The 18,443-nt window shown below is 71.1% G+C and carries 14 protein-coding genes; 10 read left to right on the top strand and 4 right to left on the bottom strand.

What is annotated here, in order from left to right; genetic code table 11:
• Positions 1-2 precede the first annotated feature (2 nt).
• The 4 genes from urtD to urtA form a co-directional block, all read right to left on the bottom strand.
• The gene (gene urtD / locus E9232_RS01755; RefSeq protein WP_309791767.1) at positions 3-767 is read right to left on the bottom strand and encodes an urea ABC transporter ATP-binding protein UrtD; all 765 of its coding nucleotides are present in this window, start codon (positions 765-767) and stop codon (positions 3-5) included.
• Positions 764-1,903 (bottom strand): urea ABC transporter permease subunit UrtC, encoded by a 1,140-nt coding sequence (urtC, locus tag E9232_RS01750; protein WP_309791766.1) that lies wholly within the window; start codon positions 1,901-1,903, stop codon positions 764-766. The genes urtD and urtC overlap by 4 nt, the downstream gene beginning before the upstream one ends.
• Positions 1,900-3,462: an urea ABC transporter permease subunit UrtB gene (urtB, locus tag E9232_RS01745; RefSeq protein ID WP_309791764.1), complete on the bottom strand. Its 1,563-nt coding sequence runs from the start codon at positions 3,460-3,462 to the stop codon at positions 1,900-1,902. Before urtB ends, urtC begins: the two co-directional genes overlap by 4 nt.
• Before the next feature lie 142 nt (positions 3,463-3,604).
• The gene (gene urtA, locus E9232_RS01740; RefSeq protein WP_309792241.1) at positions 3,605-4,849 is read right to left on the bottom strand and encodes an urea ABC transporter substrate-binding protein; all 1,245 of its coding nucleotides are present in this window, start codon (positions 4,847-4,849) and stop codon (positions 3,605-3,607) included.
• Between the two features lie 254 nt (positions 4,850-5,103).
• Here urtA and E9232_RS01735 point away from each other — a divergent pair, with 254 nt between their 5' ends.
• From E9232_RS01735 to E9232_RS01690, 10 genes are all read left to right on the top strand, one after another.
• Complete coding sequence (locus tag E9232_RS01735) at positions 5,104-5,688, top strand: ANTAR domain-containing response regulator (protein WP_309791763.1); 585 nt, start codon at positions 5,104-5,106, stop codon at positions 5,686-5,688.
• Between the two features lie 316 nt (positions 5,689-6,004).
• Positions 6,005-7,267 (top strand): CmpA/NrtA family ABC transporter substrate-binding protein, encoded by a 1,263-nt coding sequence (locus tag E9232_RS01730; RefSeq protein WP_309791761.1) that lies wholly within the window; start codon positions 6,005-6,007, stop codon positions 7,265-7,267.
• A 20-nt stretch (positions 7,268-7,287) separates the two neighbouring features.
• A complete protein-coding gene (locus tag E9232_RS01725; RefSeq protein ID WP_309791760.1) occupies positions 7,288-8,607 on the top strand; it encodes a CmpA/NrtA family ABC transporter substrate-binding protein in 1,320 nt (439 codons plus the stop codon).
• A gap of 32 nt (positions 8,608-8,639) precedes the next feature.
• On the top strand, positions 8,640-9,539 hold the full coding sequence (gene ntrB, locus E9232_RS01720) for a nitrate ABC transporter permease (RefSeq protein ID WP_309791759.1): 900 nt from the start codon (positions 8,640-8,642) through the stop codon (positions 9,537-9,539).
• An 11-nt stretch (positions 9,540-9,550) separates the two neighbouring features.
• On the top strand, positions 9,551-10,348 hold the full coding sequence (locus E9232_RS01715; RefSeq protein ID WP_309791757.1) for an ABC transporter ATP-binding protein: 798 nt from the start codon (positions 9,551-9,553) through the stop codon (positions 10,346-10,348).
• A 14-nt stretch (positions 10,349-10,362) separates the two neighbouring features.
• Complete coding sequence (nirB, locus tag E9232_RS01710) at positions 10,363-12,825, top strand: nitrite reductase large subunit NirB (RefSeq protein ID WP_309791756.1); 2,463 nt, start codon at positions 10,363-10,365, stop codon at positions 12,823-12,825.
• Positions 12,822-13,163 carry a nitrite reductase small subunit NirD gene (nirD, locus tag E9232_RS01705; RefSeq protein ID WP_309791754.1) on the top strand — a complete coding sequence of 114 codons (342 nt, stop codon included), beginning with the start codon at positions 12,822-12,824 and terminating at the stop codon, positions 13,161-13,163. Before nirB ends, nirD begins: the two co-directional genes overlap by 4 nt.
• A 127-nt stretch (positions 13,164-13,290) precedes the next feature.
• A complete protein-coding gene (locus E9232_RS01700) occupies positions 13,291-15,969 on the top strand; it encodes a molybdopterin-dependent oxidoreductase (protein ID WP_374710588.1) in 2,679 nt (892 codons plus the stop codon).
• The gene (locus E9232_RS01695) at positions 15,944-16,864 is read left to right on the top strand and encodes a precorrin-2 dehydrogenase/sirohydrochlorin ferrochelatase family protein (RefSeq protein WP_309791752.1); all 921 of its coding nucleotides are present in this window, start codon (positions 15,944-15,946) and stop codon (positions 16,862-16,864) included. The genes E9232_RS01700 and E9232_RS01695 overlap by 26 nt, the downstream gene beginning before the upstream one ends.
• Before the next feature lie 130 nt (positions 16,865-16,994).
• Positions 16,995-18,440, top strand: coding sequence for an alpha/beta hydrolase (locus tag E9232_RS01690; protein ID WP_309791751.1), 1,446 nt, complete (start codon positions 16,995-16,997; stop codon positions 18,438-18,440).
• The last annotated feature ends 3 nt before the right edge of the window (positions 18,441-18,443 follow it).

Here is an 18,443-nt window from a genome sequence, read left to right as displayed (position 1 = left end):
GTCTAGCGCCCGAGATAGACGTCGATGACGCGCTCGTCGGCGCTGACGGCGTCGAGCGGCCCTTCGGCCAGCACCGAGCCCTCGTGCAGCACCGTCACCTTGACCCCGAGGGCGCGGACGAAATGCATGTCGTGCTCCACCACCACCACCGACCGGGTCTTGTTGATCTCGCGCAGCAGCGTCGCCGTGGCCTCGGTCTCGGCGTCGGTCATGCCGGCCACCGGCTCGTCGACCAGCAGCAGCGCCGGCTCCTGCGCCAGCAGCATGCCGATCTCCAGCCACTGCTTCTGGCCATGCGACAGTGCCCCGGCGAGGCGGTCGCGCTGGGCGCCCAGCCGGGTGACGGCCAGGATCTCGTCGATCCGCTCCGCCGCATCGGGCCGCAGGCGGCCGAACAGCAGGTTGGTCGGCGACCGCGGGCCCGCCAGGGACAGGAGGAGGTTGTCCCCGACCGTGTGGCTGTCAAACACCGTCGGCTTCTGGAACTTGCGCCCGATGCCGAGGCCCGCGATCGCCGTCTCGTCCAGCCGGGTCAGGTCGTGGGTGCCGCGGAACAGCACCTCGCCCTGGTCCGGCCGGGTCTTGCCCGTGATGACATCCATCATGGTGGTCTTGCCGGCCCCGTTCGGGCCGATGATCGCCCGCATCTCGCCGGGTTCGATCACCAGCGACAGGGCGTTGAGGGCCCGGAAGCCGCTGAAGCTGACATTGACGCCGTCGAGATACAGCAGCGCCTGGGTGGCGGCCTGCGGGTCGGGCGAGGTCATCGCGGCACCTCGGCGGCAACGGCGTCGGCCTTGCGCCGGCCGGGGCGGTCGCGCCAGGACCGCGCTGCCGACTGGACCGCGCCGACGATGCCCTTGGGCAGCACCAGCGTGACCAGGATGAACAGCGCCCCCAGGGCGAACAGCCAGAATTCGGGCAGCAGGTTGGTGAACACGGTCTTGCCGAAATTGACCGTGACCGCGCCGATGATCGGGCCGATCAGGGTGCCGCGGCCGCCGACCGCGACCCAGATCACCGCCTCGATCGAATTGGCCGGGGCGAATTCGCCGGGGTTGATGATGCCGACCTGCGGCACATAGAGGGCGCCGGCCACCCCGGCCATCATCGCCGACAGGGTGAAGACCAGCAGCTTGTAGGATTCGACGCGGTAGCCGAGGAATCGGGTGCGGCTTTCGGCGTCGCGGATGGCGATCAGCACCTTGCCGAAGCGCGACCGGGTGATGGCGCGGCACAGCAGGAAGGCGGCGGCCAGCAGCACCGCGCTGGCCAGGAACAGACCCGCCCGCGTCGCATCCGCCTGCAGGCTGAAGCCGAGCAGGTCCTTGAAGTCGGTCAGGCCGTTGTTGCCGCCGAAGCCCATGTCGTTGCGGAAGAAGGCCAGCAGCAGGGCGTAGGTCATCGCCTGGGTGATGATCGAGAGATAGACCCCGGACACCCGGCTGCGGAAGGCGAACCAGCCGAACACGAAGGCCAGCGCGCCCGGCACCAGCAGCACCATCAGCGCCGCGAACCAGAACTGGTCGAAGCCGAGCCAGTACCACGGCAGCTCCGGCCAGTTCAGGAACACCATGAAGTCGGGCAGCACCGGGTTGCCATAGGTGCCGCGCGAACCGATCTGGCGCATCAGGTACATGCCCATGGCGTAGCCGCCGAGAGCGAAGAAGGCGCCGTGGCCGAGGCTGAGGATGCCGACATAGCCCCAGACCAGGTCGATGGCGAGGGCCAGCAGCGCGTAGCACAGGTACTTGCCCATCAGGCTGACGGCATAGCCGGGCACATACAGCGCCGAGTCCGGCGGCAGCGCCACATTCGCCAGCAGGATCAGCACTGCGACCGCGACGAGGCCGAGGGCGAAGGCTGGCGCCCAACCGGCGCGGAGCAGGCGGGACGTGATCATGATTCCACCGCCCGACCCTTGAGCGGGAACAGCCCGCGCGGCTTCCGCTGGATGAACAGGATGATCCCCACCAGGATCGCGATCTTGCCCAGCACCGCCCCCGCCCACGGCTCCAGCAGCTTGTTGGCGACGCCGAGCGACAGCGCCCCGACCAGCGTGCCCCACAGGTTGCCGACGCCGCCGAACACCACCACCATGAAGCTGTCGATGATGTAGCCCTGGCCGAGATTGGGGCTGACATTGTCGATCTGGCTGAGCGCCACCCCGGCGATGCCGGCGACGCCGGAGCCGATGCCGAAGGTCAGCATGTCGACCCGGCCGGTGCGGATGCCCATGGCCGCGGCCATGCGCCGGTTCTGGGTCACCGCCCGCATCTGCAGGCCCAGCGCCGTGTAGCGCAGCACCAGCATCAGCGCGGCGAAGACCAGCAGCGCGAAGACGATGATCCAGAGGCGGTTCCAGGTCAGGGCCAAGCCGCCGAGGTCGACTGCGCCGGACATCCAGGCGGGGTTGCCGACCTCGCGGTTCGACGGCCCGAAGATCGTGCGCACCGCCTGTTGCAGCAGCAGCGACAGGCCGAAGGTGGCGAGCAGCGTCTCCAGCGGCCGGCCGTAGAGGAAGCGGATGATGGTGCGCTCGATCGCGACGCCGGCCAGGCCCGCGACCAGGAAGGCCAGCGGCAGCGCCACCGCCAGCGAATAGTCGAACAGGTTCGGCGCGTATTGCCGGAACCCTTCCTGCACCAGGTAGGTGGTGTAGGCGCCGAGCATGACGATCTCGCCATGCGCCATGTTGATCACGCCCATCACCCCGAAGGTGATGGCCAGGCCGATGGCCGCGATCAGCAGCACCGAGCCGAGGCTGAGGCCGTAATAGAGGCTCTGCACCCCGTTCCAGATCGCCAGCCTCGTGTCGATCCGCCCGATCGCGGCCTGGAGCGCGGCGGCGACGTCGGCGGAGGGCTTCGCCACGCCGGCCAGCAGGGCCCGCGCCTCCTGGTCGCCGCGGGCGGCGATGGTGTCGATCGCCGCCAGCAGCTCGTCATCCGTGCCGCCATGGGCCAGGATGATGGCGGCACGCGCCTGGGCGAAGGCCTGCTTCACCGCAGGGTCGGTCTCGCGCGCCAGCGCCGTCTCCACCGCCGCGCGCGAATTCGGATCGCGCGACTTGAACACCGAGGCGGCCGCATCCAGCCGCTTGGCCGGGTCGGGCGAGACCAGGGTCAGCGTCCCCATCGCCATCTCGATGCCGCGGCGCAGCCGGTTGTTGACCCGGACCGGCTTGCCCCCCGCCGGCTCCGCGGCCAGCGCCGCCCCGGTCGCGGCATCGACATAGCCGCCGGCCTCGGTCTTGATCGCCAGCACGCCGCCCGGCGCGGCGACCAGCCGGCCGGCGCCGAGCGCGTCCAGGATCGCCGGCGCCTGCGCGTCGCCGGACGCCGCCAGCCCATCGATGCCGGCCAGGATGTCGTCGTTGTTGGTCGAGGCGAACCGCGCCAGCACCTCGGGCGCGATCTCGGCCCGCGCGGTGACCGGCAGCAGGATCAGGAGCAGAAGCATGAGGGCGCGGACGCCGCGGCGCAGCGCAGACCTCTCCTGGAAACACTTGCCATGCGCACCGGTCATCAGCGGACCAATCATGTCAGTTCCGAACGAACCGGGAGGTGCCCCCGCACCTCCCGGCCTCCCCTCCAGGCCGAACTCAGGACCCGGACCCGCCGCACTTGCCGGTCTTGACGTTGAAGTTCCCGCACGACAGCGGCGCCCGCCAATCCGAGATCAGGTCCTTCGAACCTTCGAGGTAGTCCGACCACTCGTCGCCCGGGACCAGGCCGGTGGTCTGCCACACCGTCTGCAGCTGGCCGTCGGCCTGGATCTCGCCGATCAGCACCGGCTTGGTGATGTGGTGATTCGGCATCATGGTGGAGTAGCCGCCGGACAGGTTCGGCACGGAGACGCCGATCATCGCGTCGATCACCTTGTCGGGGTCGGTGGTGCCCGCCTTCTCGACCGCCTTCACCCACATGTTGAAACCGATGTAATGCGCCTCCATCGGGTCATTGGTGGTGCGCTTGTCGTTCTTGATGAAGGCGTGCCACTTGGCGATGAAGTCCTTGTTCTCCGGCGTGTCCACGCTCTCGAAGTAGTTCCAGGCGGCGAGATGGCCGACCAGCGGCGTGGTGTCGATGCCGGCCAGCTCCTCCTCGCCGACCGAGAAGGCGACGACCGGGATGTCGGTGGCCTTGACGCCCTGGTTCGCCAGCTCCTTGTAGAACGGCACGTTGGCATCGCCGTTGACGGTGGAGACCACGGCGGTCTTCTTGCCGGCGGAGCCGAAGCTCTTGATCTTGCCGACCTCGGTCTGCCAGTCGGAGAAGCCGAACGGCGTGTAGTTGACCGAGATGTCCTCGGGCGCCACGCCCTTGGCCTTCAGATAGGCCTCGAGGATCTTGTTGGTGGTGCGGGGATAGACGTAGTCGGTGCCTTCCAGCACCCAGCGCTGCACCCCTTCCTCGTTCATCAGGTAGTCGACCGCCGGGATCGCCTGCTGGTTCGGCGCGGCGCCGGTGTAGAAGATGTTGCGCGAGCTTTCCTCGCCCTCGTACTGCACCGGGTAGAACAGGAGGCCGTCGAGCTCCTCGAACACCGGCAGCACCGACTTGCGCGACACCGAGGTCCAGCAGCCGAAGGTGGCCGCAACCTTGTCGACCGAGATCAGCTGCCGCGCCTTCTCGGCGAAGAGCGGCCAGTCGGAAGCCGGATCGACCACCACGGCCTCGAGCTTCTTGCCGAGCAGGCCGCCCTTCTTGTTCTGCTCATCGATCAGCATCAGCATGACGTCCTTCAGCGTGGTCTCGCTGATCGCCATGGTGCCGGACAGGGAATGGAGGATGCCGACCTTGATGGTGTCCTCGGCCGCCCTGGCGCCGGACACGGCCAGCCCCATGGTCACCGCCAGCGCGGCGCCGATCACCCAATGCTTCTGCGACAATGCCATCGTGAAACCTCCAGATCGTTCTTTCTGCCTTTTTGCGCTTTCGCACCCGCATGGCAGATCGAAGCAAGATCCGGGCCAGCCGCCGGCGCCGCGGCCGGCCGGGGCCCGAGGCACCTGCGGCATCGGGCGCTGCCCAATCGCTGCGCAGTGGTCCGGAACTTGCTGAGATCCGGTCAGCCACCCCGTCACCCACGGCAGCCGATTTGGTCCTGCGCATCCTCCTGGTCGACGAAAATGCCGAGCGCTGCCGCCTGGTCGAGGCGGCGCTGACCGCGGCCGGCCACGGCGTGGTCGTGGCCGTCAGCGGCACCGAGAACCTGCTGGCAAAGGTGCGCGAGATCGAGCCGGACGTGATCATCGTCGACCTCGACGCGCCCAACCGCGACGCGCTGGAGCACATGCGCAGCGTCAGCCGCGAACGGCCGCGGCCGATCGTGATGTTCGTGGACCAGAGCGACGACGCCGCGATCGGAGAGGCGATCCGCGCCGGGGTCAGCGCCTATGTCGTCGACGGCCTCAGCCCGCACCGGGTGAAGCCGGTGCTGGAGGCCGCGATCGCCCGGTTCCAGGCCTTCCAGGCGATGCGCGACGAGCTGGACCGCACCCGCGCCTCGCTGGCCGAGCGCAAGCGGATCGAGCGCGCGAAGGGCATCCTGATGCAGCAGCGCGGCATGGCCGAGGACGAGGCCTACAAGGCGCTGCGCAAACTGGCGATGGACCGCGGCAAGCCGCTGGCCGAGATCGCCGAGCAGGTGATCAGCATCAGCGAGCTGCTGGCTAGGGATTAGCCATAGTCGTTTCCGCCGCTTTTTTGTGCATTGCACAATGGCGGAGCAGAATCCTGCCGCACCGCAACGCCTCGCCGCCAGTCTCCGTTCATCGTCCGGCCATAGGAGTCCGGCAGTGATGCTGGCTCCCAGGATCCGGCCCCGCAGAATCCCGGGATTGGCACGCGAATTGCGTATCGTCTTGGCGAAGACGGGCAATGGCGTCCGTCCGACGATATTGCGGCGGTCCATCACGGGCCGTCGCTCCGGGCAAAGGCGTCCGAGCAGGTGCGGTTTCCGCATCCTCTCGGGCGCCTTTTCGTTTTTGGAGCGGGCTATGACGGATCGGCCGGACTGCGATCGCCTCACCCTCGGTTTCGTGCCGCTGGCCGATTGCGCGCCGCTGATCGTGGCCGAGCGGAAGGGCTTCTTCCGCGAGGAGGGGCTGGCGGTCCGGCTGTCGCGCGAGAGCAGCTGGGCCAGCCTGCGCGACAAGCTGGTCTGCGGGATACTGGACGGCGCCCACATGCTGGCGCCGCTGCCGCTGGCCATCACCCTGGGCCTGAGCGGCCCGAAGACGCCGATGGTCGTCGGGCTGTCGCTGAACCTGAACGGCAATGCGGTCACGGTCTCGCGCGCTTTGGCTGCGGAGATGGCGGCGGCGGATCCGGAAGGCGCGGCGGCCGGATCGGCCACGGCGGTCGCGGCCGTGGTCGCCGCGAGGCGCCGCGCGGGGGCCCCGCCCCCGGTCTTCGCCATCGTCTTCCCGGTGTCCAGCCACCACGACCAGCTGCGTTACTGGCTGGCGGCCGGTGGGGTCGACCCGCAGCGCGACGTGCGCATCGTCGTGGTGCCGCCGCCGCAGATGGTGGCGCATCTGTCGGCCGGGCGGGTCGACGGCTTCTGCGTCGGCGCCCCCTGGGGCGACGTCGCGGTCGACCAGGGCGTCGGCGTCACCGCCACCACCGGCTGGCGGATCTGGAACAACGCGCCGGAGAAGGTCTTCGCCGTCACCCACACCTGGGCCGAGGCCCGGCCGGAGACCCATCATGCCGTGCTGCGCGCCCTGATCCGCGCCGCCGCCTGGCTGGACCGGCCGAAGCACCGGGCCGAGGCGGTGGCGATGCTGGCGGCACCGGAAGTGCTGAACGCCCCGGCGGCATCGATCGCCGCCAGCCTGGTCGGCCGGCCGGGCGATACACTGATCGACGGGTTGCCGGCCCAGGGTCCGGTCTATCACCGCCGCGCCGCCGGCCTGCCCTGGCGGTCGCACGCCGCCTGGTTCCTGGCGCAGCTGCGGCGCTGGGGCGAATTGCCCGACGGCGTCGACATCGCCGCCGCGGCGGCCGCGGTCTACCGGCCGGACCTGTACCGCGCCGCCGCCTGGGACCTCGGCTACCCGGCGCCCACGACCGACGCCAAGCAGGAGGGCGACCACGACACCGCCTGGGTGCTGGCCGACCCGGCCGGCGACATCGCGCTGGGCGCCGACCGCTTCTGCGACGGGCGGGCCTTCGACCCCGCCGACATCGACACCTATCTCGCCGGGCTCGGCGTCACCGCCGGCCCCGACGCAACCGCCGCGACGCAACGCGGCTGACCGAACCGAAGGGGGCTTCCATGACCACACGCAACCACACCACCACCCCGGGCTTCAGCCGCCGCCGCCTGCTGCAGGGCACCGCCCGGCTGGGCGGGGCCGCCGCGACCATCGCCGCGATCCGCGCTGCCTTTCCGTCCGGCGCCTTTGCCGAAGGGTCGGGGCTGGAGACGGCCAAGGTGGCGCTCGGCTTCATCGCCCTCACTGATTCCGCGCCCCTGATCATCGCCAAGGAAAAGGGCCTGTTCGACAAGGTCGGGCTGACCGAGGCCAGCGTCGCGAAGCAGGCCTCCTGGGCCACCACCCGCGACAACCTGGTGCTCGGCTCGGCCGGCGGCGGCATCGACGGCGCCCACATCCTGACGCCGATGCCCTACCTGCTGACGCTGGGCACCATCACCGCCGAGAACCGGCCGCTGCCGATGCAGATCCTGTGCCGGCTGAACACCAACGGCCAGGCGATCTCGGTGGCCAAGGAGCTGATGCCGGCCGGCGCCACGGTCGACGCCACGGGGCTGAAGGCCGCCTTTGCCGACATGAAGGCCAAGGGGCAGGAGGTGAAGTGCGCCGTCACCTTCCCCGGCGGCACCCACGACCTGTGGATGCGCTACTGGCTGGCCGCCGCCGGCATCGACCCGAACAAGGACGTCAGCACCATCGTGGTGCCGCCGCCGCAGATGGTCGCCAACATGAAGGTCGGCAACATGCAGGCCTTCTGCGTCGGCGAACCCTGGGGCGACCAGCTGGTGCACCAGGGCATCGGCTATTCCGCCTGCACCACCGGCGAGCTCTGGAAGGACCACCCGGAGAAGAGCCTGGCGCTGCGGGCCGACTGGATCGACGCCCATCCGAAGGCGGTCGCGGCCCTGCTGCAGGCGGTGCTGGAGGCCCAGCGCTGGGCGGAGAAGCCGGAGAACAAGGAGGAAATGGCCCAGATCATCGGCCGGAGGGCATGGTTCAACGTGCCCCCGGCCGACATCCTGCCGCGCTCGCTGGGCACCATCGACTACGGCGACGGCCGCAAGGTCGAGAACAGCCCGCTGCTGATGAAATACTGGCAGGACTTCGCCTCCTACCCCTTCCAGAGCCACGAGCTGTGGTTCCTGACCGAGGACCGGCGCTGGGGCTACATCGCCCCCGACACCGACCTCAAGGCCCTGATCGCCAAGGTCAACCGCGAGGACCTGTGGCGCGCAGCCGCCCAGGCCATCGGCGTGGCGGCGGCCGAGATCCCCACCAGTCCCTCGCGCGGCAAGGAGACCTTCTTCGACGGCAAGGTCTTCGACCCCGACGCGCCCGACGCGTACCTCGCCAGCCTCGCCATCAAGACCGTCGCCTGACGCCCCGACGACAGCCAGCCGGAGCCAGCCTCGTGCCTCAGTCCGCTCAGATCCTATCCGAAGCCCCTACCCCGACCGCCGCGCCGAAGCCGGCCGGACGGATCCTGTCCCTGCCGGTGGTGCGGCCGCCGCTCGGCCCCGTCCTGTCCCGCCTCGCCGTCGAGGCCGCCGCCCGGGTGATCCCGCCGCTGATCGTGCTGGCGCTGCTGCTGCTGGCCTGGCAGCTGCTGTGCTCCAGCCCGACCTCCAACCTGCCGTCGCCGCTGAAGGTGCTGGACGACACCTGGGACTTCATCATCGACCCGTTCTACGACAATGGCGGGGTCGACAAAGGCGCCTTCTGGCAGATCGCCACCAGCCTGCAGCGGGTCGCCATCGGCTTCGCCCTGGCCGCCGTGGCCGGGGTCGCGCTCGGCGTGCTGATCGGCCAGAGCGTCTGGGCGATGCGCGGCCTGGACCCGATCTTCCAGGTGCTGCGCACCATCCCGCCGCTGGCCTGGCTGCCGATCTCGCTGGCCGGCTTCCAGAAGGCCGAGCCGTCGGCGATCTTCGTGATCTTCATCACCTCGATCTGGCCGATCGTGATCAACACCGCGGTCGGGGTGCGCAACATCCCGCAGGACTACCGCAACGTCGCCAGGGTGCTGCGCCTGTCGCCCTGGGAGGTGTTCACCAAGATCACCCTGCCGGCCACCGTGCCCTACATCTTCACCGGCCTGCGCATCGGCATCGGCCTGTCCTGGCTGGCGATCATCGCGGCCGAGATGCTGATCGGCGGCGTCGGCATCGGCTTCTTCATCTGGGACGCGTGGAACAGCTCGCGCATCAGCGACATCATCGTGGCGCTGGTCTATGTCGGGCTGGTCGGCTTCGTCCTCGACCGTCTCATCGGTTTCGCCGGCGCGCTGGTCGCCCGCGGCACCTCGGCCTGAGGGAGGACGCGATGGACAGCTATCTCTCGATCGAACGGATCGGCATGCGCTTCACCCGCGGCAGCGCGGTCAGCGAGGTGCTGGTCGATGTCGACCTCGGCATCGCCAAGGGCGAGTTCGTCTCGATCATCGGCCATTCCGGCTGCGGCAAGTCGACCCTGCTGAACATCGTCGGCGGCCTGATCCGGTCCACCACCGGCGAAGTGCTGCTGGACGGGCAGGTCGTCGACAGCCCCGGCCCGGACCGGGCGATCGTGTTCCAGAACCACTCGCTGCTGCCCTGGCTGACCGTCTACGGCAATGTCCGGATCGCGGTCGACAAGGTGTTCGGGCGAACCAAGAACGCGGCCGAGCGCCACGACTGGGTGATGCACAACCTCGCCCTGGTCCACATGGCCCACGCCAAGGACAAGCGGCCGGGCGAGATCTCCGGCGGCATGAAACAGCGCGTCGGCATCGCCCGGGCGCTGGCGATGCAGCCGAAGATTCTGCTGATGGACGAGCCGTTCGGCGCGCTCGACGCCCTGACCCGGGCGCATCTCCAGGATTCGGTGATGGAGATCCACGCCGCGCTCGGCAACACCGTGCTGATGATCACCCACGATGTCGACGAGGCGGTGCTGCTATCCGACCGCATCGTGATGATGACCAACGGCCCCGCCGCCACCATCGGCGAGGTGCTGGACATCCCGCTGGCCCGGCCGCGCCGCCGCCTGGCCCTGGCCGATGACCCGGCCTACGCCGCCAGCCGGGTCCAGGTGCTGCGCTTCCTGTACGAGCGCCAGCGCTTCACCACCGCCGCCGCCTGACCAGGAGACATCCGATGCCCGAAGGAAGCTGGGGGCCGCAGGAGCGGCTGGTCGTAATCGGCAACGGCATGGCCGGGATGCGGGCGGTGGAGGAGCTGCTGGCCCGCGCCCCCGACCGCTACGCCGTCACCGTGTTCGGCGCCGAGCCGCAGGTGAACTATAACCGGATCATGCTGTCGCCGGTGCTGGCCGGGGAGAAGCGGTTCGACGAGATCGTGATCAACGACCGCGCCTGGTACGATGCCAACGGCATCGACCTCCGCGCCGGCCTGCGGGTGACGGCGATCGACCGCGAGGCGCGCGAGGTGGTGGGCGCCGACGGCAGCCGGTGCCGCTACGACCGGCTGCTGCTGGCCACCGGGTCCGACCCGATCGTCATTCCGGTGCCGGGCCACACCCTGCCCGGCGTCATCACCTTCCGCGATATCGCCGATGTCGAGGCGATGCTGGCGGCGGCGCGCGAAGGCCGCACCCGCGCCGTGGTGATCGGCGGCGGCCTGCTGGGCCTGGAGGCCGCGAACGGCCTGCGCGCCAACGGCATGGAGGTCACCGTGCTGCACCTGATGCCGGTGCTGATGGAGCGGCAGCTCGACGCCGCCGCGGCCTACCTGCTGAGGCGGGAGCTGGAGGGCCGCGGCATCACCGTGCTGACCGAGGCCGACACCGCCGCGATCGAGGGCGCCGAGCGGGTCGAGGCGGTGCGGCTGAAGGACGGCCGGACGATCCCGGCCGACCTGGTGGTGATGGCGGTCGGCATCCGCCCGGCCACGGCGCTGGCCCGCGCCGCCGGGCTGGCGGTCGAGCGCGGCATCGTGGTCGACGACCGCATGGTCACCGCCGACCCCTGCATCCTCGCGGTCGGCGAATGCGTGCAGCACCAGGGCAAGACCTACGGTCTGGTCGCGCCGCTGTGGGACATGGCGCGGGTCTGCGCCGACCAGCTGGCCGGCACCGCCGACAGCACCTATCGCGGCACGGCGCTGTCGACCAAGCTGAAGGTCACCGGCATCGACATGTTCTCGGCCGGCGACTTCCAGGGTGGCGAGGGCTGCGAGGACATCGTCTTCCGCGACGCCGCCCGCGGCATCTACAAACGGCTGGTCCTGAAGGACGACCGCATCGCCGGCGCCGTGCTGTACGGCGACACCGCCGACGGCGCCTGGTTCTTCCAGCTGCTGCGCGAGGGCCAGGACATCGCCGCGATGCGCGACGGGCTGATCTTCGGCCGCGCGCTGGCCGCCGGGGGTGCGGCGCCGGACCCTAAGCAGGCCGTTGCCGCCCTGCCGCCCGAGGCGGAGATCTGCGGCTGCAACGGCGTCTGCAAGGGCACCATCGTCCAGGCCATCACCACGAAGGGGCTGGCCAGCCTCGACCAGGTGCGGGCCCACACCAAGGCCTCGTCCTCCTGCGGCTCCTGCACCGGGCTGGTCGATAGCCTGCTGGCGGTGACGCTGGGCGACAGCTATGCCGGCGGGCCGGCGGTCAAGGCGGTCTGCGGCTGCACCGATTACGGCCATGACGAGGTCCGGCGGCTGATCCTGGCGCGCGAGCTGCGCAGCATCCCCGCGGTGATGCAGGATCTGGGCTGGCGCACCCCGAATGGCTGCGCCAAATGCCGGCCGGCGCTGAACTATTACCTGATCTGCGCCTGGCCGGGCGAATACCGCGACGACCAGCAGTCGCGCTTCATCAATGAACGCGCCCACGCCAACATCCAGAAGGACGGCACCTATTCCGTGGTGCCGCGGATGTGGGGCGGCGTCACCAGCGCCAAGGAGCTGCGCGCCATCGCCGACGTGGTCGACCGCTACCAGATCCCGAGCGTGAAGGTGACCGGCGGCCAGCGCATCGACCTCCTGGGGGTGAAGAAGGAGCAGCTGCCGGAGGTGTGGCGCGACCTGAACGCCGCCGGCATGGTCTCCGGCCACGCCTACGGCAAGGCGTTGCGCACGGTGAAGACCTGCGTCGGGTCGGAATGGTGTCGCTTCGGCACCCAGGATTCGACCGCCATGGGCATCGCGCTGGAGCGGATGAGCTGGGGCAGCTGGACGCCGCACAAGTTCAAGATGGCGGTGTCCGGCTGCCCGCGGAACTGCGCCGAGGCGACGATCAAGGATTTCGGCGTGATCGCGGTCGACAGCGGCTGGGAGCTGCATGTCGGCGGCAATGGCGGCATCAAGCTGCGCGGCACCGACTTCCTGTGCAAGGTCGAGACCGAGGCCGAGGTGCTGGAGTATTGCGGCGCCTTCATGCAGCTGCACCGCGAGGAGTCGCACTATCTCGAGCGCACGGCGCCGTGGATCGAGCGGGTCGGCCTCGACCACGTCAAGCGCCGGGTGGTCGAGGACGCGGAGTCGCGCAAGCGCCTGCACGCCCGCTTCCTGCATTCGCAGCAATTCGCGCAGACCGACCCCTGGGCCGAACGCGCCGCCGGCGCCGAGGCCCACGAGTTCCGCTCCCTGGCCGAGGTGGGATGATGATGCCGCTGTGGATCGATGTCGGCACGCTCGACGACATTCCGCCGATGGGCGCCCGGGTGGTGAAGAGCCTGGAGGGCGATATCGCCCTGTTCCGCACCGCCGACGACCGGGTCTTCGCCCTCTACGACCGCTGCCCGCACAAGGGCGGGCCGCTGTCGCAGGGCATCGTGCATGGCGCCAGCGTCACCTGCCCGCTGCACGCCTGGGTGATCAGCCTGGAGACCGGCGCGGTCGAGGGGCCGGACGAGGGCTGCGTCCACCGCATCGCGGTCGAGCTGACCGGCGGCCGGGTGCTCCTCGGCCTGCCCGCATCCCGGCTGGTCGCGAATGGCTGAGGTGCGCACCACCTGCCCCTATTGCGGCGTCGGCTGCGGCGTCGCCGTGTCGGGTGGAGCTGACGCGTTGCCTCTCCCGCTTGCGGGAGAGGTCGGAGCCGCGTTGGCGGCTCCGGGTGAGGGGAGTTTGTCGAGACCTGAGCCAGCCCTCACCCGGTCTCGCTCCGCGAGCCCGGCCTCTCCCGCGTCCGGCGGGAGAGGTGACGCGACAGAGCCCACGGTCAAAGGCGACCTCATCCACCCGGCGAATTTCGGCCGGCTGTGTTCCAAGGGCGGGGCGCTGGGCGAGACACTGGGCCTGGACGGCCGGCTGCTCGACCCGATGATCGGCGGCCGGACCGCAAGCTGGGACGAGGCGCTGGACCACGTCGCCCGCGGCTTCGCCGATACCGTCGAACGGCACGGGCCGGATGCGGTCGCGTTCTACGTGTCCGGCCAATTGCTGACCGAGGATTACTACGTCGCGAACAAGCTGATGAAAGGCTTCATCGGCTCCGGCAACATCGACACCAACTCCCGGCTGTGCATGGCCTCGTCGGTCGCCGGCCACCGCCGCGCCTTCGGCGAGGATGTGGTGCCGGGCTGCTACGAGGATTGGGAGCAGGCGGACCTCGCCGTCTATGTCGGCTCCAACGCCGCCTGGTGCCACCCGATCCTGCATCGCCGCCTGCTGGCGGCGCGCGAGACCCGCGGCACCAGGATCGTGGTGATCGACCCGCGCCGCACCGCGACCTGCGACGAGGCCGACCTGCACTTGCCCATCGCTCCCGGAACCGATGTGCTGCTGTTCAACGGCCTCCTGGCCCATCTGGTGCGGACGGGCGCGCTCGATCGCGGCTGGATCGCCGCCCATGCCGCGGATTTCGAGCAGGCGGCGATGGCTGCCGCCGACGACGCGCCCGACATCACCGCCGTCGCTGCCGGCTGCCATCTGCCGGAGGAGGCGGTGCGGCGCTTCTACGGCTGGTTCGCCGAGACCCCGGCGACGCTGACCATCTACTCCCAGGGCGTGAACCAGTCGACCCAGGGCACCGACAAGGTCAACGCCATCGTCAACTGCCACCTCGCCACCGGCCGGATCGGCCGGCCGGGCGCCGGGCCGTTCTCGGTCACCGGCCAGCCCAACGCCATGGGCGGACGCGAGGTCGGCGGCCTGGCCAACCAGCTGGCCGCGCATATGGCAATCGAGGACCCGGCGGCGCGCGACCGGGTCCGCCGCTTCTGGCAGGCGCCCCGGCTGACCGAAACCCCCGGCCTGAAGGCGGTGGACCTGTTCGAGGCGGTGGCGCAGGGCCGGATCAAGGCGCTGTGGATCATGGCCACCAACCCCGCGGTCAGCGCCCCGGATGCGGAGCGGCTGCGCCGTGGCCTGCGCGGCTGCGACCTGGTCGTCGTCTCCGACGTCACGGCGGAGACCGACACCGCCCGCCTGGCCGATGTGCTGCTGCCCGCCGCCGGCTGGGGCGAGAAGGACGGCACCGTGACCAATTCCGAACGCCGGATCTCGCGCCAGCGCGCCTTCCGCCCCCCGCCCGGCCAGGTCCGGCCGGATTGGTGGATCGTCACCCAGGTGGCACGCCGCATGGGCTTCGCCGCGGCCTTCCCCTATGAGGACCCGGCCGCGATCTTCCGCGAACACGCCGCCCTGTCCGTCTTCGAGAATGACGGCGACCGGGTGTTCGATCTCGGCGGCCTGGCGGCGCTGGACCAGGCCCGGTACGACGCGCTGGAGCCGGTGCAGTGGCCGGTCCCGGCCAGCCGGCCGCTGGGCACGGCCCGGCTGTTCGCCGATGGCCGCTTCCCGACGCCGGACGGCCGCGCCCGCTTCATCGCAGTGCGGCACCGGGCACCCGCCCACCGAACCGACCGCGACCGGCCAATGCTGCTGAACACCGGCCGGCTGCGCGATCAGTGGCACACCATGACCCGCACCGGCGCGGTCCCGCGCCTGGCCGCCAACAGCCCGGAGCCGGCGGTCGAGCTGCATCCGGACGACGCAGGCCGGCACGGCTTGGCCGAAGGCGACCTGGCGCGGCTGGACAGCGCCTGGGGACGCGCCGTCGCCCGGGTCCGGCTCACACCCGACCAGGCCCCGGGCCAGGCCTTCCTGGCGATGCATTGGAACGACCGCTTCACCGCCGACTGCGTCGCCGGCAAGCTGGCCAGCCCCGCCGTCGACCCCATCTCGGGCCAGCCGGAGCTGAAGCACATCCCGATCGCGCTGCGCCGGATCGCGCTGGGCTGGGAGGGGTTCCTGATCTCCCGCCGCCGCCAACGCCCGACCGGCCTGGTGTACTGGACCCGCCGGGCCGCCGCCGGCTGCCAGATCTACACCCTGGGTGGCCCGGAACCGCCGGCCGACGGCATCATCCTGGGCCGATCGCTGCTGGCGCCCGCCGGCGGCCGGGAGGTGATCGAGTTCGCCGATGCGAGGCGCGGCCTGTTCCGCCTCGCCACCCTCGATGCCGACGGGCTGGCCGAGTGCCTCTACGTCGCTCCGCCCGGCCACCTGCCCGACCCGGAATGGCTGCTGGCCCGCTTCGCGGCGGAGGCGCCCGAGATCGACGAGACCGATCGCCGCGCCCTGCTCAGCGGCCGCGCGCCCGCCGGGGCGGCGACTGAGGGCCGCATCGTCTGCGCCTGCCTCGGCGTCGGGCTCGACCGCATCCTGCGCGCCCTGCGCGACGGCCAGGCCATCGGGGTGAAGGATCTTGGCGCCCTGCTGGGTGCCGGGACCAATTGCGGGTCCTGCGTGCCGGAGCTGAAGGAGATCGTCGCCCATGCCGACCTTGCCGCCGCCGGCTGACGCCCTGCCCCACCTGCCCGTCTTCCTGACCGTGCGCGGCCGGGTCTGCGTGCTGATCGGCGGCAGCGAGGCGGCGTTGCCGAAGCTCGAGCTGCTGCGCCGCGCCGGCGCCACGATCCGGCTGGTCGCCGTGCGCCCCGACCCCGACCTGCTTGCTGCCGCCGCCATCGCCGAGACCGAGCTGCCGCCGGGTCCGCTGACCATCGACCACCTGCGCGGCGCCTGCCTGGTGATCGATGCGTCCGGCGACGACAGGACCAACCGGCACTGCGTCGCGCTGGCGCGGCAGGCCGGCGTCCCGGTCAATGTCGTCGACCGGCCGGAGCTGTGCGACTTCATCCTGCCGGCGATCCTCGACCGGTCGCCGCTGGTGGTGGCGTTTTCGACCGGCGGCGCGGCGCCCGCCCTGGCCGGGCTGATCCGGCAGGAGCTGGAGGCCCTGATCCCGCCCGGCCTCGGCCGCCTGGTCGCGCTGTCCGGCCGGCTGCGCCATGAGATCCGGCAGCGCATCGCCGATCCCGCCCGGCGCCTCGCCTTCTGGCGCCACCTCTACCGGCACGGCGCCCCGGACCGCGCCGCGGCGCTGGACCTGCTGGAGCGCATGGCCGAAGCTGCCCCGCCACCGGGATCGCTGACCCGGATCACGGTCGGCCCGGGCGGCGTGCAGGACCTGACGCTGCGGTCCCTCGCGGCGCTGCGCCGAGCCGACGTCCTGCTGGTCGAGGACGACGTCGACCCCGAGGTGCTGGACCATGCCCGCCGCGACGCCGCCCGCCGGCCCGATGCCGGCACCCCGGCCGCGGCCGCCGCGCTGCGCGCCGATCTCGACCGCGGGCTGCAGGTGGTCCGGCTGGAGGCCGAGGCCGCGGCGCAGACCATGCTGGCGGCGGAATAGCGCGACGGCCGCACCGTTGCCGCAATCGGGCGGCAGGAGACGGCATCCGGGCGACGCTCTTGCCGCATGGCGCCGTCCCGGTCTCCGTCCTAGCCTGTGCCCGCCGATGTCCCTGATCCGAATGCCGATGATGACCCGTACCCTGATCCTGATCGCGCTGCTGGCCGTGACCGGCGGCGCCCAGGCCGCGGCCGCCACACCGGAGTTCCACACCGCCGCCTGCAGCTTCACCGTGCCCGAGGGGCGGGCGGCGACCTGCGGCACGGTCACCCTGCCGGAGAACCGGGATCGGCCGAACGGCATGACCGTGACCCTGGCGATCGCCATCCTGTCCACCCCGGGCCAGTCCGGCGACGCGCCGCCGATCCTGTATCTCGAGGGCGGACCCGGCGGCGCCGCCGGCCTCGACCCTGACGGCATCGCCCGCTGGTGGGACCTGATCGCCCGCAACGACTGGCTGCAGAAGCGGCGGCTGGTGCTGTACGACCAGCGCGGCATGGGCCGTTCGGTGCCCAACCTCACCTGCCCGGAGATGGTCGAGGCCCAGATCCGCGCCAACAGTCCGGAGGGCGGCGACATCACCGGCACCGAGGCGGTGGCCGCGGCCGGCACCTGCCGCACCCGCTGGGAGGCGGAAGGGCGCGACCTGACCCACTACACCACGGTCGACAGCGCCCGCGACGTCGCCGATCTGCGCCTCGCCCTCGGCATCGACCGCTGGGTGCTGTTCGGATCGTCCTACGGCACCCGGCTGGCGCTCGAGACCGTGCGGCGCTTTCCCGACGGCATCGCGGCCATGATCCTGGACGGCGTCTACCCGCCCGGCACCAACCTGTTCACACCCTCCGAGGAGGACGACCCCGACGGCGACCGGTCGCTGCAGCGCGTCTTCGCCGCCTGCAACGCCGATCCGGCCTGTGCCGCCGCCTACCCCAACCTGGGCGACCGCTACCGGGTGCTGATGGAGAAGCTGGATGACGAGCCGCCGACCGTCACCGTCGACCGGCCGGATGGCGGGGGCGAGGCGGCGCTGATGTTCACCGGCGGCATGCTGGCCGAGGTGGTGTTCAACGACCTCTATTCCCGCGACGACGCGGCCACGCTGCCGGCGCTGATCGCCGGCATCGACGCCGATCGCGACGAGGCCTATGAGGACGCGGCGCGGCAATGGCTGGCCAGCCAGCTGGACCCGACCATCGCCAACGGCGCCTACGACCTCGCCGAATGCCTGGCGCCCGATGCCGGCGATGCCCGCACCGCCGTTGGCTCGACCTGCCCGGCCTGGCCCGCCGGCCCGGCCGACGACCTCGGCTCGCAGCCGGTCGACAGCGCCATCCCGGCGCTGATCCTGGTCGGCGGCATGGACCCGGTGACGCCGGTGACCTGGGCGCGCGCCGCCGCCGCCCACCTGCCGAATGGCTTCCTGGTCGAGCGCCCGGACGAGGGCCACGGGCTGATCGGCAGCGACCCCTGCGCCGAGACCCTGGCCGGCCGCTTCCTCGACGCGCCGGACCGGCAGCCGGTCGATGCCTGCCAGGCCCAGCCCGACCCGCTGCGTTTCGTCGTCAACGGGTGAGGC

Origin of the sequence: Inquilinus ginsengisoli, from assembly GCF_031453975.1 — a bacterium.
In the GTDB taxonomy this organism is placed as follows: domain Bacteria; phylum Pseudomonadota; class Alphaproteobacteria; order DSM-16000; family Inquilinaceae; genus Inquilinus; species Inquilinus ginsengisoli_A.
This window is presented reverse-complemented; position numbering and strand designations above follow the sequence as displayed.